Source organism: Colwellia sp. MB02u-14, from assembly GCF_014076915.1.
In the GTDB taxonomy this organism is placed as follows: domain Bacteria; phylum Pseudomonadota; class Gammaproteobacteria; order Enterobacterales; family Alteromonadaceae; genus Colwellia_A.
In genome coordinates this window covers 21,275-36,466 of sequence record NZ_JACGUX010000062.1, presented here as the reverse complement: position 1 = coordinate 36,466, position 15,192 = coordinate 21,275, and the positions used below count along the sequence as shown (strand labels likewise).

At 38.2% G+C, this 15,192-nt stretch carries 15 protein-coding genes and 1 pseudogene; 11 read left to right on the top strand and 5 right to left on the bottom strand.

Annotated features, from left to right (window positions below):
• Window positions 1-102: 102 nt before the first annotated feature.
• The 3 genes from acnA to H4J52_RS04985 form a co-directional block, all read right to left on the bottom strand.
• Window positions 103-2,841: an aconitate hydratase AcnA gene (gene acnA, locus H4J52_RS04995; RefSeq protein ID WP_182180995.1), complete on the bottom strand. Its 2,739-nt coding sequence runs from the start codon at window positions 2,839-2,841 to the stop codon at window positions 103-105.
• A gap of 391 nt (window positions 2,842-3,232) precedes the next feature.
• Window positions 3,233-3,382 (bottom strand): universal stress protein, encoded by a 150-nt coding sequence (locus H4J52_RS04990; RefSeq protein WP_220460082.1) that lies wholly within the window; start codon window positions 3,380-3,382, stop codon window positions 3,233-3,235.
• 3 nt (window positions 3,383-3,385) lie between these two features.
• Entirely contained in the window at window positions 3,386-3,571 is a 186-nt protein-coding gene (locus H4J52_RS04985; protein WP_182180994.1) for a hypothetical protein, read from the bottom strand.
• Window positions 3,572-3,970: 399 nt separating this feature from the next.
• Here H4J52_RS04985 and H4J52_RS04980 point away from each other — a divergent pair, with 399 nt between their 5' ends.
• Together H4J52_RS04980 and H4J52_RS04975 are read left to right on the top strand one after the other, a co-directional pair.
• The gene (locus H4J52_RS04980) at window positions 3,971-4,735 is read left to right on the top strand and encodes a Crp/Fnr family transcriptional regulator (RefSeq protein WP_182180993.1); all 765 of its coding nucleotides are present in this window, start codon (window positions 3,971-3,973) and stop codon (window positions 4,733-4,735) included.
• Window positions 4,736-5,141: 406 nt separating this feature from the next.
• Window positions 5,142-5,849 (top strand): Crp/Fnr family transcriptional regulator, encoded by a 708-nt coding sequence (locus H4J52_RS04975; RefSeq protein ID WP_182224307.1) that lies wholly within the window; start codon window positions 5,142-5,144, stop codon window positions 5,847-5,849.
• Window positions 5,850-5,876: 27 nt separating this feature from the next.
• Here H4J52_RS04975 and H4J52_RS04970 read toward each other — a convergent pair whose 3' ends face one another.
• Entirely contained in the window at window positions 5,877-6,080 is a 204-nt protein-coding gene (locus tag H4J52_RS04970) for a hypothetical protein (RefSeq protein ID WP_182180992.1), read from the bottom strand.
• Between the two features lie 468 nt (window positions 6,081-6,548).
• Between H4J52_RS04970 and H4J52_RS04965 the strand changes: the two genes are divergently transcribed.
• The 6 genes and pseudogenes from H4J52_RS04965 to adhP all read left to right on the top strand — a co-directional run bounded on the left by H4J52_RS04965 (window position 6,549) and on the right by adhP (window position 9,578).
• Window positions 6,549-7,004, top strand: coding sequence for a hypothetical protein (locus tag H4J52_RS04965; protein ID WP_182180991.1), 456 nt, complete (start codon window positions 6,549-6,551; stop codon window positions 7,002-7,004).
• 136 nt (window positions 7,005-7,140) lie between these two features.
• The gene (locus tag H4J52_RS19880) at window positions 7,141-7,458 is read left to right on the top strand and encodes a hypothetical protein (RefSeq protein WP_259366691.1); all 318 of its coding nucleotides are present in this window, start codon (window positions 7,141-7,143) and stop codon (window positions 7,456-7,458) included.
• Between the two features lie 6 nt (window positions 7,459-7,464).
• Window positions 7,465-7,749 (top strand): hypothetical protein, encoded by a 285-nt coding sequence (locus tag H4J52_RS19875; RefSeq protein ID WP_259366690.1) that lies wholly within the window; start codon window positions 7,465-7,467, stop codon window positions 7,747-7,749.
• Window positions 7,746-8,030: pseudogene (locus H4J52_RS19870) on the top strand (Na+/H+ antiporter NhaC family protein); the annotation flags it as partial. The gene H4J52_RS19875 and the pseudogene H4J52_RS19870, both read left to right, overlap by 4 nt.
• Window positions 8,031-8,121: 91 nt before the next feature.
• On the top strand, window positions 8,122-8,307 hold the full coding sequence (locus tag H4J52_RS19865) for a hypothetical protein (RefSeq protein ID WP_259366695.1): 186 nt from the start codon (window positions 8,122-8,124) through the stop codon (window positions 8,305-8,307).
• Window positions 8,308-8,567: 260 nt separating this feature from the next.
• The gene (gene adhP / locus H4J52_RS04955; RefSeq protein WP_182180990.1) at window positions 8,568-9,578 is read left to right on the top strand and encodes an alcohol dehydrogenase AdhP; all 1,011 of its coding nucleotides are present in this window, start codon (window positions 8,568-8,570) and stop codon (window positions 9,576-9,578) included.
• A gap of 200 nt (window positions 9,579-9,778) precedes the next feature.
• Here adhP and katG read toward each other — a convergent pair whose 3' ends face one another.
• The gene (gene katG, locus H4J52_RS04950; protein ID WP_182224306.1) at window positions 9,779-12,001 is read right to left on the bottom strand and encodes a catalase/peroxidase HPI; all 2,223 of its coding nucleotides are present in this window, start codon (window positions 11,999-12,001) and stop codon (window positions 9,779-9,781) included.
• A 435-nt stretch (window positions 12,002-12,436) separates the two neighbouring features.
• On the opposite strand from katG, the gene H4J52_RS04945 reads away from it, so the two are divergent.
• The 3 genes from H4J52_RS04945 to H4J52_RS04935 all read left to right on the top strand — a co-directional run bounded on the left by H4J52_RS04945 (window position 12,437) and on the right by H4J52_RS04935 (window position 14,857).
• Window positions 12,437-13,432, top strand: coding sequence for a permease (locus tag H4J52_RS04945; protein WP_182180988.1), 996 nt, complete (start codon window positions 12,437-12,439; stop codon window positions 13,430-13,432).
• 11 nt (window positions 13,433-13,443) lie between these two features.
• Window positions 13,444-13,683: a thioredoxin family protein gene (locus H4J52_RS04940; protein WP_182180987.1), complete on the top strand. Its 240-nt coding sequence runs from the start codon at window positions 13,444-13,446 to the stop codon at window positions 13,681-13,683.
• Between the two features lie 793 nt (window positions 13,684-14,476).
• On the top strand, window positions 14,477-14,857 hold the full coding sequence (locus tag H4J52_RS04935; RefSeq protein ID WP_182180986.1) for a hypothetical protein: 381 nt from the start codon (window positions 14,477-14,479) through the stop codon (window positions 14,855-14,857).
• The last annotated feature ends 335 nt before the right edge of the window (window positions 14,858-15,192 follow it).

Here is a 15,192-nt window from a genome sequence, read left to right as displayed (position 1 = left end):
GATGACTATAATAACGAATGTTCAACAGGTCAATCATATGACCTGTTTATGCTTTATGCTAAAAAAGTTAACCTTCAAAATTAAGTAAGAAGGGTAACAATATTAGTCTGTCGACGCTAAATTTCGTAGCACATAATGTAATATGCCACCATGTTGGAAGTATTTGAATTCGTTGGGTGTATCAATACGAATTTTCACTTCAAAGGAACGTTCATTACCCTCTTCAGTTTTAACGGATACTTTCACCGTTTTCTGCCCAATACTCACGGCAGGAATACTAAATTGCTCTTCACCGGTCAGCTTTCGTGACTCGGCATCATCATCTGGCATAAACTGCAATGGTAATATCCCCATGCCGACTAAATTAGATCGATGAATACGTTCGTAACTTTGTGCAATTACCGCTTTAACGCCTAATAAGGCAGGCCCTTTGGCGGCCCAATCACGAGAACTGCCCGTACCATATTCTTTTCCAGCTAAGACAATCGAAGCAATTTTTTGTTGTTGGTATTGCATCGCCGCATCAAAAACACTCATTTTTTCACCCGATGGCATCAGTGTCGTCCAACAGCCCTCAGTGCCTGGTGCTAATAAATTACGTAAACGAACATTCGCAAAAGTACCGCGCATCATCACTTCATGATTACCGCGTCTAGAGCCATAAGAGTTAAAGCCTTTAGGCGAGACGCCTTCACTTTGTAAATACTGAGCCGCGGGGCTATCTAGTGCAATTGAGCCGGCAGGTGAAATATGGTCAGTAGTGACACTATCACCCAGTTTTAACAAACATCGGGCATCTTTAATCGGGCTAATACTTGGTATTTTTGCGGTAATATTGTTAAAAAATGGTGGTAATTTGACGTAAGTAGAATCTGGCCAATCATATTTCTGGCTTTGTACTATATCCAGTGCCTGCCAGTCTTTATTGCCACTATACACATCTTCATATCGGGAAATAAACATTGAACTGTCGATAACTTTTTCGATAACTTGCTTAATTTCCTGACTATCTGGCCAGATGTCATGTAAATAAACCGGTTTACCTGTAGGGTCATCACCTAGTGAGCCCGTGGTAATATCTATCTTCATATTACCCGCTAAAGCATAAGCAACGACCAAAGGAGGAGAGGCTAAATAATTAGCTTGGACTTCTGGATGAATACGCCCTTCAAAGTTACGGTTACCCGATAAAACAGAGGTAACAGATAAATCGCCTTGATGAATAGCGTCGCTAATTTCGGTAGGTAAAGGGCCTGAATTACCAATACAGGTCGTACAACCGTATCCGACTAACTGAAAACCAAGGGCATCTAAATCTTCATTTAAGCCAGATTTAAGCAGATAATCAGTGACCACTTGAGAACCAGGTGCAAAACTGGTTTTCACCCAAGGTTTAACCGTTAATCCTCGCTGACGCGCATTTCTGGCTAATAAACCAGCGGCAATTAATACCGATGGATTTGAAGTGTTAGTGCAACTAGTGATTGCCGCTATCACTACAGCACCGTGTTTTAATATAAAATCTTCATCAGCATACTGACAGGGAACGCCTGAATCTTCATTATTAGCAGGTAATAGCACCGAAGGTTGTCCGCCTTCACTTTCAAAGCCACTTTCACTTTCGCTCAAGCCTGCTTGTTTAATACCGTGTTGTAAAGCTAACCAGTCACGATAAGCAAGACCGGCACGGTCCAGTGAAATTCTGTCTTGTGGACGTTTGGGCCCAGCAATAGAAGGCACTACTTCATCTAGTTTTAATGATAATCGGCTATGATAAACAGCATGCTGTTGAGACTGCGTTCCCCACATATCCATCGTTTTTAAATAGGACTCTACACGTTCAATGTGGTCACTGTCACGGCCGGTTAGTTGCAGATAATCGGTAGTTTGATGATCGATGGGGAAAATTCCACACGTTGCCCCATATTCTGGCGCCATATTGGCTATGGTCGCTCGGTCGGCCAAGGTCAGTTCATTCACGCCAGTTCCAAAGAATTCGACAAACTTACCTACCACACCTGCAGCACGTAATTGTTCGGTCACCGTTAAGACTAAGTCAGTTGCTGTAGTGCCTGCCGGTAATTTCCCCGTTAATTCAAAACCAACAATCTCAGGTATTAGCATAGTAACGGGTTGTCCCAGCATCGCCGCTTCAGCTTCGATACCGCCGACTCCCCAACCCAACACACCTAAACCATTAATCATGGTGGTATGTGAATCGGTGCCGACCAAAGTATCAGGATAAAGTAAATTATTTTCGTCGGGATTTTTGAATACCACTCGAGCTAAATATTCTAGATTTACCTGATGCACAATACCGCGACCTGGTGGAACCACCTTAAAATTATCAAAGCTTTGCTGGCCCCAGCGTAAAAACTGATAACGTTCACGATTACGTTGAAACTCAATCGCGGTATTTTTTTCCATCGCATCAGCTTGACCGAACACATCGACCATTACAGAATGGTCGATGACTAATTCTACTGGATTTAACGGATTTATTTGTTTGGCTTTTCCACCCATTTTTACTATCGCATCACGCATAGCCGCTAAATCAACTACGGCGGGTACTCCCGTAAAATCTTGCAAAATTACGCGAGCAGGAACAAAGGCAATTTCAGTATCTTGCCAGTTGTCTACATCCCAATTGGCTAAGGTTTCAATATCCGCTTGTTGAACAAAATCACTATCAGCATGACGTAATAGATTTTCTAAGAGAATTTTAGCGGCAAAAGGCAAACGTGAAAGGTCATACTTATCTGTTAAACCATCAAAACTGTGGTAGTGACAAATTTCACCATTAATTTCAAGCTGCTTCAAACGTTGTATAGAGTTGGCCATTGTCGTTATCTCCATTAAAAGTAGTAATCTGATTGGTACACGCATTATGATAAACGTAGTCAATATACCCTAGCATACATGGACGAAAACATAATGTGGCAGCCAAAATAAAGGGCTGGTGACATGTTTAATTATATAGCAATCAGTAGGGGGTTTATTAAAAATGAGACTCGAGTCAAATAATTTATCATGATAGGTCGATTTGATAAGACAGGATAAATTAGTGATACGAGCCGCGATGAACACCTGTTATGAAAAGGTAAGCCTAGCGGCAACCGATAGATAATTGACGATGTTCTATTAATTACCGACTCAATTGATTGGGTCGCTCACAGCAGGTTCGTTACCATCATAATATTCAAGGCAATATATTTATTGCTTAAATCAATGCTTATTGCTCTTTAAAACGCACCGCCAAGACATCACATATTGCGCCGTGTAAAATGGCATTTGTGGTAGAGCCTAACAATAATTGTAAACCATGAACGCCATGGCTGCCTGTTATAATTAAATCGACATGTTCGTGCTCTGCAAAAGCCAATATTTATTCGTTAATATATCCGACCGATATACACAATCGTTGTTCGTTGATATTTAGCCTTTTAGCTAATGGTTGAAGTACCTCTTTGGCTTGTTCTTTTCGTTTTTCTGTATTACCAAAACTGCCAACTGGGTCTGGACCCGGAACAACACCGAGTGCTCCTCCATAATTAGGTATCGGCTCTACCACATGAATAATACTGATCTTAGCTTTGGTGAACTGTTGTAATTGCGCGACTTTATCTTCAATATAACTTTTTTAATCATTAAGTTTTCTGGCAAATAAAATATGTTTATACATAAATTTTCCTTTCTTAAATTACAATATTTCTTGATTGGTGGCTGGCAAAGCTTAAATTTTTGTCTTTAAATATTATTGTTGTTTGTTATGTTGTTATCTGAACTTAAGGGCATGTACTGCTAGTGGCATAGAATTTTGATTACAGCGAAAGATACTTTTTGTTTACTTACTACCTAAATTAAAGAGAATTGTGTACGGTATCGAACTGAACAGCGAGTTTGTTTTTGTTAACGTATCATTATAACCTTTAGCTGCTTCATTCAATTATTAAGAAGGGACGCATATACGATGCAAAAAATAATCAACACCCAAATTACTCCCTTACAAAATCACTTACTAGCTGTCTTACCTGATGAAGTAAAAGAACGACTTTTTCCTTTTGTTGAGTTAGTAAAATTAGAGTTAGGAGAGGTGATGTACGAAGCAGGTGATAAACTCGCTAATGTGTACTTTCCCGTTGACTCCATTGTGTCTTTATTATACGTAATGGAGAGTGGCGCTTCGGCAGAAATCTCTGTGGTAGGTAATGAAGGCGTCGTTGGTATTGCGCTGTTTATGGGCGGAGAAAGTACGTCAAGTCGAGCCGTAGTTCAAAGTGCGGGTTATGCATATCGACTTAAAGGAAAACGCTTAACCGAAGAGTTCCACCGGCATGGAAAATTGTTAGGTTTAATGCTTCGTTATACCCAATCACTCATTACTCAAATGTCACAGACCGCAGTATGTAATCGCCACCATACTATTGATCAGCAATTGTGCCGTTTTCTTCTACTGTCGCTTGACCGTTTACCGGATAACAACCTAACGATGACTCAGGAACTTATTGCTAATATGCTAGGGGTACGCCGTGAAGGTGTGACCGAAGCTGCGGGGAAACTTCAGAAATTGGGTGTGATTGATTATCATCGCGGTCATATCACTGTGTTAAATAGGCAGAAACTTGAAGACTTAAGTTGTGAATGCTACGCGGTTGTAAAAAAAGAAACCGACCGATTACTCCCTCATGAAAACGAAAAATTTTATTATACCTCACAAAATGTTACTAATCTTTAATCAACGTTATTTATTCAAGTGAGTAACATTGTCTTTTATCTCCATAAACTGATGCTTTTTATGAATATAAAAATTTATTTTTAATCAATTTATGATGGTCGGCACAATATCAGCTACTGTGCTGAATAAGGCGCCACTCTATTTACTTTTATAAAACTCTTCCTTCAATATCCACGTAAAACGTTATGACTTTAGCGCTGACATTGAATAAATCCTCGCGACATTTTAGACACCGCTATTGCTTAGAACTTAATTATTTTAAATAATTAAGTTCTAAGCTCATATAATTAGCAATGTTTGCCAGCGCACAGAACCCATATTTTATAAGGCTTACACTTGATTATTGCTGCTATAAAGTTCAATTATTTAACGCAATATCATTTTTTCTGTATCAGAGAGCAAACATATGCGATCAAAAGAAAAACAAGAAGTCACCAATAAGCTGTTAGATGGGCTACCAAGTAAACTAAGAAAAACTATTTTAGCGCAATGCGAGCAGGTCCATTTAACCTCTGGTGATATATTACATGAGCGTGGGCAAGGTATTGACTACATATTCTATCCATTAACAGGGTATATTTCACTGGTCACTACCGGAACTAGACACCCACCGCTTGAGTTGTGCATTATTGGTAATGAAGGCATGTTGGGTATTTCCAATATTTCAGGAGTAAAATCGGCACCAGATAGAGCTGTTGTCCAGGGTTCTGGAACGGCGCTGCGCTTATCTGTTAAGCAATTCCAGTATCAACTGAAAAACTTTCCATTACTGTTAAAAAGGTTGAATGATTACCTTTATATTTTGTTTGTGCAAGGTTCTCAATCATTAGTCTGCATGCGATTTCATCCCATAGCATCTCGTCTTGCTCGTTGGTTACTCATGACTGATGATAGGGCACATTCTACTCATTTAAATCTAACACATCAATTTCTTGCTGATATGCTTGGCGTTCGAAGAAGCGGTATAACAGTAGCCGCTTGCCTATTAAAAGATAAAAAGTTAATTAGCTATAAACGAGGTACCATTCAGATACTTAATCGTAAGGGCTTAGAGCTAGAAGCTTGTGAGTGTTATCAGCTGATAAAAGGTAATTATACCAATATGTTAAACTAGACCACTTTAGCCATACATTTTTTGAATCTATTCTTTTATTGGGCTCTCCTCAATAAGTTTTATTATAGTAGAATTTTTTTTTAGTATTGCTAAATCAATAAGATAGCTTTTCTCAAGTGCTTGTATTGGCTGTTTTTCTAATAGCTCTCTTACTGATTCTACTTCTCCATTTGCGATGCAAGTTGTTAAAGCCGCAAAAGTAGCGATACTGCGTTCGTTTTGATTACTCATATTAAATCCCAATAGTTACGATCTGTTAAACTAGTTAAGTTATAGGTTACGACTATTATTTTGCACTGCATGTGAAAACAAATATGTACGCCATCACACACAACTTAACGGTTTTCTTATTTAGAAAGCTTACTACCCTCTGTATGCGCTATATTCTCAGTAGTATAGGTTATATTTAAATATGTATGTTGGCGGTATAAGCAATATCCCCCTTTAGGCTTTTATAACGCTAAAAATTGATTTTTGTTCTGATACATCAATATTTAAGTATGTGCGCTAGCGCACATCTAACAGGCTGATATTTTGTTACTTTGAGATGTGAAATAAATCCTACATGAAGAAATCATTCATGAATCAAAAAAATTCAAGCCGTGTTGTGCAATTTATAAGTTGATTGTTAGGTTCTTGGAAAATAGGATTATAAATCTAAAAATAGGCACACAGAAATTCAGAATAGAAAGGAAAGTTATGCGTTATCACCAATTAAGTGAAGTATTTGAACACCTAATAACATTGAATACCGCAACGTTAGCGTTTTATGAGAGAAGTCTTAAAGTGACAGAGCAAGAACGCGCTAGCATGTTTTTACATTATTTAACAGACAAGCAAAAAATCAGAAACCAATATTTAATCAGCTCATTGATAGAGGCGCCTATTAAAATATTTGAAATGTGGTTTGATGATGATATTGACGAGCAGTTATTAGTTTATATAAAAACACTAGCGTTAGCTCCTGATGCAAACAGTGAAAAAATAATCGCTGTAATGTTAGAGGTAAATGAGAAGATAGAAATGTGGCTAATATCTATTTTACCCCTGATAATCAACGATTATAGTAAAGAGTATCTTCAAGACTTGATCAATAATTTACATCAAAAAAATCAGCAAATAATGCATGGCATCCAAAGGATGAATGATGTGTGACCCTACCTTTTTCATTCTTAATATCGACGATGTAGTGATTTTCTCAAAGCGATAATAAGTTAAATTGGCCTGTTTTATAACAATCACGATGACTATTTGTGACCAAATATGTGAACAAAAAATATGATGTATTTAAATGAAACGGACAGAAAATGCAAATCTTAGCTTATTACTTGCCTTAACGCCGGTTGTGTTGACTCTGCTTATTATTGGGACACAAATCTTTTACGTTATTCACGTCGCTTTACCTTTAGTGTCTTTGTTAATAACGGTTGGGATGATTATTGGGGTCTGGATTGCTAGCGGTACGGGTGGTTTGGCCTTAATGGGCATTGGTGGGGGCTTCAACATTCCTGCATATTGGACCGCTGGCACTTTAGTTTCGGGTGCATTTTTTGGTGATGAAATTTCACCACTTTCCGACACCACTAATTTGGCCCCTGCAGTGACTTGAACCTATGTGTTTTCTCATATAAAAAATATGATGGCAACGATTATCCCAGATATGCTCGTCGCTATTATCATTTATTTGTTGGTTAGATTTTTCGTTATGGGTTTAGCGATAAAAAAATATCCCCCCATGCCCTCATTATTCGCTGGCGTTGTTGCGGGTGGTGCAACGGCAATGATTGTTCAGGGGCAGAGCGGGCAATCAATTTTTGATTTTGCCAATAATGGCTACTCAATAAGTACCGGGATTGAAGAAATTGACAGCTTGTTAAATCGGGGGGGATACAATCGATGATGTGGACTATTTCTTTGATATTAATTGCGCTGGGGTTTGGCGGTGCGATTGAAAAAACAGGTTGTGTGAAGTTAATTATTAATGCTATCAAGAGTAAAGTCAGTAGTTTTCTGGCATTCAAACCGCGGCGATTGGCACTGTTTTTCTACTAACCTAGTTGCCAGCGACCATTACTTATCGATTGTTTTACCAGAGCGAATGTACTCGCCTGTTTATCGTGTATGGGTTATTCAACCTTAAATCTATCACGTGGAATCGAAGAAGGTGGAACATTAATGTCTCCGCTAATTCCATGGAATGTGGGTGGTGTATTTGTAATTTCAGGGCTCGGTCTTGCTCATGGCAATATAGAAAACCTTTTGTATATCCCCCTTGTTTTGCCTGCTGGATGGCACCGATTATTGGAGTTTTCTATGCTTTTACTGGGTTATTCTCGCCAAAGCAACCGAAGAAAAAAGAGAACATTGGGGATCTTCTGGTGAAGCGATAGCAGAATTTAATGCTGATGGTACACCAAAAGTCGAAGATACTGAAAAAGACAATGTAGTGAATAAGTAAAATAACATTGGCCAGAGTGGTAGCTTATAATTTAGGTGTGAACAAATTGTAAGCTCGGTTTAGCGCATTAAAATTAATAGCACGACAACAAAGTGAGTCTCCCTTCAATGACTTTATCGTAAAGTGAATGTTGTTTTTTTAATCATTTATATAGCAAATACTCACAATTTCAGTCGTTTTATTGTTCTATGTCGTAGTTTTATAAAATGTGGGGATTATACTATTATTTTACACATTATTATCGTTAAGGGATTTACGTAATGAAAGCAGCCGTGATTCATCAGTTTAAAGAGAAGCTTGAGATTAAACAGCTTGATAAACCTACTATTTCTAGTAAAGAAGTGTTGGTAAAAATCCATGCTTGTGGTGTTTGTCATACAGATTTACATGCGTGTCATGGAGATTGGCCGGTAAAACCTAAAATGCCACTCGTACCTGGTCATGAAGGCGTAGGAGAAATTGTTGAGGTAGGGGAACAAGTAACACACCTTAAACTTGGCGATCGCGTGGGCATACCTTGGCTTTATAGTGCTTGTGGATATTGTGACTACTGTTTAACCGGAGATGAAAATTTATGTTTATCTCAGCAAAATGCGGGTTACTCTGTTGACGGTAGTTATGCTGAATATTGTAAAGCAGACGCGAGCTATGTTGTAAAAATACCCGATGGTATTAATTATGTTGATGCAGCCCCTTTATTCTGTGCGGGCGTGACCACTTATAAAGCCTTGAAAGTTTCTACTGCTAAGCCTGGTGAATGGGTCGCCATTTTTGGTATTGGTGGTTTAGGACATTTGGCGGTGCAATATGCAGTCGCTATGGGATTAAATGTTATTGCCATTGATACAGGAACAGATAAATTAACCCTTGCTAAAGACCTTGGTGCTGCAATTTGTTTAGACTTTAAATGTGATGATGTTGTTGCACAAGTGCTCGCTAAAACAGGTGGTGTTCACGCCAGTATATGCACCGCTGTTAGTAAAAGCGTATTTGAACAAAGTTATAACGTTATTCGCCGTGGCGGTAAGTGTGTTTTAGTTGGCTTGCCTGCTGAAGATATGCCATTACCGATATTTGACACGGTATTAAATGGTGTGAGCGTTGTGGGCTCTATTGTAGGGACACGTAAAGATTTAATTGAGTGCTTAGACTTTGCCGCCCGTGGAAAAGTTAAGGCTATTACCATTGAAAAGTCACTGGAAGATATCAATGATATTTTTGACGATATGGTTAAAGGGAAAATTGTAGGTCGAGTGGTGATGAAATTTTAATGATCCTCCTGGTTGCTAAAGACTTTGTTACTGTCACGTAGATAGCTTTTTTTGGTGGGGTGGGGACGATAAGAATAAAAATGATTAAATCATCAGTTAAACTCATTATTAGTTAAGCGGGTCATAAGGTTAATTGAGTGATAAGTAAAGCAGCTAACCGCCACTGGCGGTTAGCTGCTTTACTTAAAGCGTTATTAAGCTTATTTCAAGTCAAATCGGTCTAATTGCATGACTTTAACCCATGCTTTGACAAAGTCGTTAACAAAATTTTTATCCGCATCGTCAGAGGCATAAACTTCAGCAATCGCTCTTAATTCAGAATTTGAGCCAAAGATAAGATCAACAGGTGTTGCTTGCCATTTAACTTCACCTGAAACACGGTCATGACCAACATAAACACCTTCAGTAGACTTATCTTTAGTCCACACGGTAGACATATCAAGTAAGTTTACAAAGAAATCATTGGTTAACACACCGGGTTTATTCGTGAATACGCCATAAGACGAACCATCATAGTTTGCATCAAGCGCACGCATACCTCCTACAAGTACGGTCATTTCAGGCACATTTAACCCCAAAGTATTTGCTTTATCTACTAACATTTCTGTTGGTGACATATAGCTTTCTGTCGAGTAAAAATTACGAAATCCGTCAGCATTAGGTGCTAAATAATTAAATGACTTTACGCTTGTTTGTGCTTGTGTCGCATCGGCGCGGCCAGGTACAAAAGGTACAGATACTGATTTACCTCCTTTTTCGGCTGCGTTTTCAATGGCGGTAGCACCACCTAATACGATCAAGTCAGCTAACGATACTTGCTGCTTAGTTGATTGCTTGTTGTATTTTTCTTGAATCGCTTCGAGTGTCATTAAGATTTTATTTAACGCTTTGGGACTATTGACCGGCCAACTATTTTGAGGTTCAAGGTTAATTCGTGCACCATTGGCGCCGCCGCGCATATCAGTTACACGGTGGCTTGACGCTGAAGCCCAAGCCGTTCTGATTAATTCAGCCGTGGTTAAGCCCGACTGTGTTATTTGCTTTTTAAGCGCAGCAATATCTTGAGCGTTAATCGCTTGGTAGCTTATAGCTGGAATGGGGTCTTGCCACGTTAGCACTTCGCTTGGCACTTCTGTACCCACGTATCTTGCGCGAGGTCCCATATCACGGTGAGTTAACTTAAACCAAGCCCTAGCAAAGGCTTTTTCAAACTCAGCAGGCTCTGCTCTAAAGCGTTCAACAATTTTACGAAATTCAGGATCTTCTTTTAACGCAATATCGGTGGTAAACATAATAGGGGCATTACGTTTATTAGGAATATGCGCGTCAGGTACTAAATTAACGGCTGCTTTATTTTCGGGTGTCCATTGTTTACCACCAGCAGGGCTTTTAGTGAGTACCCAATTGAAGTTCATTAAGTTATCAAGATAGTTTGTTGACCATTGTGTAGGGGTTGTTGTCCAAGCGCCTTCTAGGCCGCTTGTTATAGTGTCAGCGCCAACACCGCTGTCGCATTTGTTTTTCCAACCTAAGCCTTGTTCTTCAATGTCAGCTGCCGCAGGTTCGGCACCTACACATCCACTTGGTTTTTTAGCGCCGTGCGCCTTACCAAAGGTATGTCCACCAGCACTTAAAGCGACAATTTCTTCGTCATTCATCGCCATACGTCTAAATGACATTCTAATGTCTTGAGCCGCTAGAAGTGGATCAGGTTTACCATGAGGGCCTTCGGGGTTAACATAGATCAAGCCCATTTCTACAGCAGCAAGTGGGCCTTTAAGTTTGCCTTTTTTATCGCGACGTTTATCAGTAAGCATCGCAGTTTCAGCTCCCCAGTAAACTAAGTCAGGTTCCCAATCGTCCGTTCTACCACCAGCAAAACCAAAGGTTTTAAAGCCCATAGACTCAAGCGCTACATTACCTGAAAGCACCATTAGATCAGCCCAGGAAATACTACGACCGTACTTTTGTTTAACAGGCCACAATAATCGACGTGCTTTATCTAAGTTAGCGTTATCTGGCCAACTATTGAGGGGCTCAAAACGTTGTTGCCCACCAGATGAACCGCCACGACCGTCATGCACACGATACACACCAGCGCTATGCCAAGCCATACGGATCATTAATGGGCCATAATGTCCCCAATCTGCTGGCCACCAGGCTTTTGAGTCAGTCAAAGTGGTTTGAATATCTTTTTTAAGCTGAGTTAAATCAACATTGCTAAATTCTTTCGCATAATTAAATTGCTCGCCATAAGGGTTTGATTCAGCACTATGTTGACGTAATGGGCTTAAACTTAACGTTTCTGGCCACCAAAATTCATTCGTTTTTATCTGATTGCCTGCTAAGGCTTTTGACGGCATTACCATTGCACATAAGGCAACTGAAATTACCGCTGCAATAGGGAGTATTTTGTTAAACATTGTTTATTCCTTGCTTTTAATAAGTGGGTTATAAGAGCCACATAAAGCATAGAAACAAAAAGGTAATTTGAATAATTGATTTTATTGAAGATAATGTTCTATTTTTACAGACCATTAATTTAAATAACCGCAAAAAAAACCTTGCTACAAGGACTATGCTGCTTGGTAATAGAGGCTTAACCTATCACTTACATCACCTTTATTTAGGCAATAAAGCGACTAACAGTTGAATGCTATTTAAGCATCTAATTGCGTATAATATGATTATGATCAGTATATCGTACGATTTATTAATTTATAATATAGCCTTTAAAAATTGTGTTTTATCTTCAATGATTTACCCATGCTCAAAGGTAAGCCCTTGAAATTACTATTGTATTATATTGTATTGTTATAGTTGGTCATTAATAGTAAAAAGACCTATTAGGGACACTCATGTTTCAAATGTTTACAGATATAGCCACATGGTTAGTTGTTGATGTGTTTGGTTTATCAAAAGCAACAAAGCTAGGTGATGCTCTTCATTTTTTTATAGAAGATACCACTAAGATATTCTTTTTATTGCTTGTCATGATTTACGCGATTGCCTTGTTAAGAGCGTCAATGAATGTCGAGCGTGTTCGTGACTATTTAGCGGGTAAACACAAAGGGGTAGGTTATATATTAGGCTCTAGTTTTGGTGCAATAACACCATTTTGCTCTTGCTCAAGTATTCCGGTATTTTTGGGCTTCACCTCTGCTGGTATTCCTGTTGGGATAACAATGTCGTTTCTAATCACCTCTCCACTTATCAACGAAGTGGCTGTTTTATTATTACTGAGTTTATTAGGGTGGAAATTTACACTGTTTTACGTGGTGGTTGGCATGTCGGTTGGAATACTCGGTGGTGTTTTTCTTGATGCTATTAAAGCTGAACGTTGGTTGGAGTCTTTTGCGGCAAAAGCATTAGAACGAGGTAAAAATACAGTGAATACAACAACAACAGCACAACACACTCAATCGTTATCTTTAGAAGAAAGACATGCTTTTGCAAAAGAAGAAACCTTAGAAATATTTAGTCGAGTATGGAAGTGGGTCATCATTGGTGTTGGCTTAGGTGCCACTTTACATGGATTTGTTCCTGACGGTTGGATCCAAGAACATCTAGGTGATGGACAATGGTGGTCGGTTCCTTCAGCGGTATTACTTGGCATACCATTATATTCTAATGCTACGGGTGTTATTCCGGTGATGGAAAGTTTAATTAAACAAGGACTTCCTATAGGCACAACACTCGCTTTTTGTATGAGTACGGTTGCAGCGAGTTTTCCTGAGTTTATTCTATTAAAGCAAGTGATGCAGTGGCGATTATTAGCCATACTTTTTATTTTATTGCTGGTTGCCTTTACACTCATTGGTTGGATTTTTAACTTTTTAAGCCCTTTTATCTAAGGAATATTATAATGAAAGAAGTCAAAGTATTAGGTACAGGATGTACTAAATGTATAAAAACAGTCGAGATAATTTCAAAAATAGCAGATGAACTCAACGTTGAAGTTCAAATAAGTAAAGTGACAGACCCAGAAACTATTATGGGTTATGGTGTAATGACCACGCCAGTAATCATTATTAATGACGTTAATGTTCACAGCGGCTCGATTCCACATAGAAACGAAATTGAGACTTGGTTGCGAGATGATTAATATTTAGCGCTACACTTAATAGTTAAAATATTTAATAGTAAATAACAAGAAATACGGCTGCTAAACAGGCACTTTAAACATGACTTTAAAATTATTAATTCTATATTTTGTATTACTTATCTGGGTTAATAATAAGTGATTCTTTGCACGCTTTCACCAGGTAAAACACGATAAAAATTTTTTCTTTATAAACCACTGAAAATAATGGTTTTAATGCTTGATATACCATTAAAACAAAGGCTCCTATATTATAAATAAAGTAGAACGTTAATCTCCTTTAGAACAAAAGGTTCTTGCGCGTCTAACAGACTGTTATGAGCAAAGGAATGCTAATGATGTATTGGAAGACTTATAATTATATCAAAGCGCTAGCTTTAATTGCCCTCATTACTATAAATTACGAATATTGGGACGCTGGGCTTTTTAGCGTATTGATAGTGTCAGCTTCGTATTTTATAATTTTTACTATTGCTAATGAAAATAGGTACAAAAGCGGCTTAAGTCATTTATTTAGATCATTAGCGGGTATTATTGTTTTTATATTAGCTTTAGGGTTGTTTTTTGGTGAAGGTTGAGAGCCTCAATGAGCCATCGGAGCTATGTTTGCAATGGTAATTTAGTACGGTGTTATTTTCGCGAGTGAAGCATTAATTGCTTTACTGACCTACAGAGAAGATTCCACATAATAAGTTATTGTAACTGACAATAAACAGTTAGCTAGCACTCGTTACTTGTCTATTTTAGCCAACTATTTATTATCACTTAAACAGGGTTATAACTTCTAGGTGAAATTATGTATCAAGAGCATGGTAAAAATGTCATTTCAGTTGAAGGTGATGTAATAATATCTAAAATTATAGGGGCATTTAATGTAGAAGGAGTTAATAAATCAATTGCAAATCTAAAAGTTGTCGTTGATAGTTTTTGTCAAAATGCATTTAAATTGTTGATTAATTATACTGATACTGAGGGAGGTACACCCGAAGTGTATGAGAAAATAAATGAGTGTAATATCTGGTTGAATAGTCAAAATATGGTAGCAAAAGCATTAGTCATAAATTCTAATGTAGCGCTTAACATTTTAGAAAGTAGAACGCCTGCAAGAAGTTCGTTAAACGAGAAAGTTTTTGACGACGAGGTTAATGCAATGAGTTGGCTTAAGTCGCAGACATAACAGGCGGCTCAATACGGACAATAAACAATGGGCTATGTTCGTTTTAGGAAAATTATAACGAACTTTTATACTTAAGGATTAAGTCTATTTGAAATGTATCTTTTTTGTTTTATTACTTTATTGCAGTGGCAGAGTTCAAGCAAGTGACCATTACATCATATTGCAAAATACTGATTTTACGTTGGTTACCGACGTTATTTTAGTCAGTATTTAGTTTTTAATGCGTTACCTTAAAACAAAGTGGTGAACTTAACTTATTGGGGCAGCAGACCAAAAGCTGAGATTAACGACACTGGCAAAAGCTTATTGATTACCGGCCATAATAACGAAATCGA

Bases quoted from the DNA above. Each gene is read 5' to 3' on its own strand.
- acnA (WP_182180995.1), bottom strand. From the start codon at position 2,841: ATGGCCAACTCTATACAACGTTTGAAGCAGCTTGAAATTAATGGTGAA.
- H4J52_RS04980 (WP_182180993.1), top strand. From the start codon at position 3,971: ATGCAAAAAATAATCAACACCCAAATTACTCCCTTACAAAATCACTTA.
- H4J52_RS04975 (WP_182224307.1), top strand. From the start codon at position 5,142: ATGCGATCAAAAGAAAAACAAGAAGTCACCAATAAGCTGTTAGATGGG.
- H4J52_RS04970 (WP_182180992.1), bottom strand. From the start codon at position 6,080: ATGAGTAATCAAAACGAACGCAGTATCGCTACTTTTGCGGCTTTAACA.
- H4J52_RS04965 (WP_182180991.1), top strand. From the start codon at position 6,549: ATGCGTTATCACCAATTAAGTGAAGTATTTGAACACCTAATAACATTG.
- H4J52_RS19880 (WP_259366691.1), top strand. From the start codon at position 7,141: ATGAAACGGACAGAAAATGCAAATCTTAGCTTATTACTTGCCTTAACG.
- adhP (WP_182180990.1), top strand. From the start codon at position 8,568: ATGAAAGCAGCCGTGATTCATCAGTTTAAAGAGAAGCTTGAGATTAAA.
- katG (WP_182224306.1), bottom strand. From the start codon at position 12,001: ATGTTTAACAAAATACTCCCTATTGCAGCGGTAATTTCAGTTGCCTTA.
- H4J52_RS04945 (WP_182180988.1), top strand. From the start codon at position 12,437: ATGTTTCAAATGTTTACAGATATAGCCACATGGTTAGTTGTTGATGTG.
- H4J52_RS04940 (WP_182180987.1), top strand. From the start codon at position 13,444: ATGAAAGAAGTCAAAGTATTAGGTACAGGATGTACTAAATGTATAAAA.
- H4J52_RS04935 (WP_182180986.1), top strand. From the start codon at position 14,477: ATGTATCAAGAGCATGGTAAAAATGTCATTTCAGTTGAAGGTGATGTA.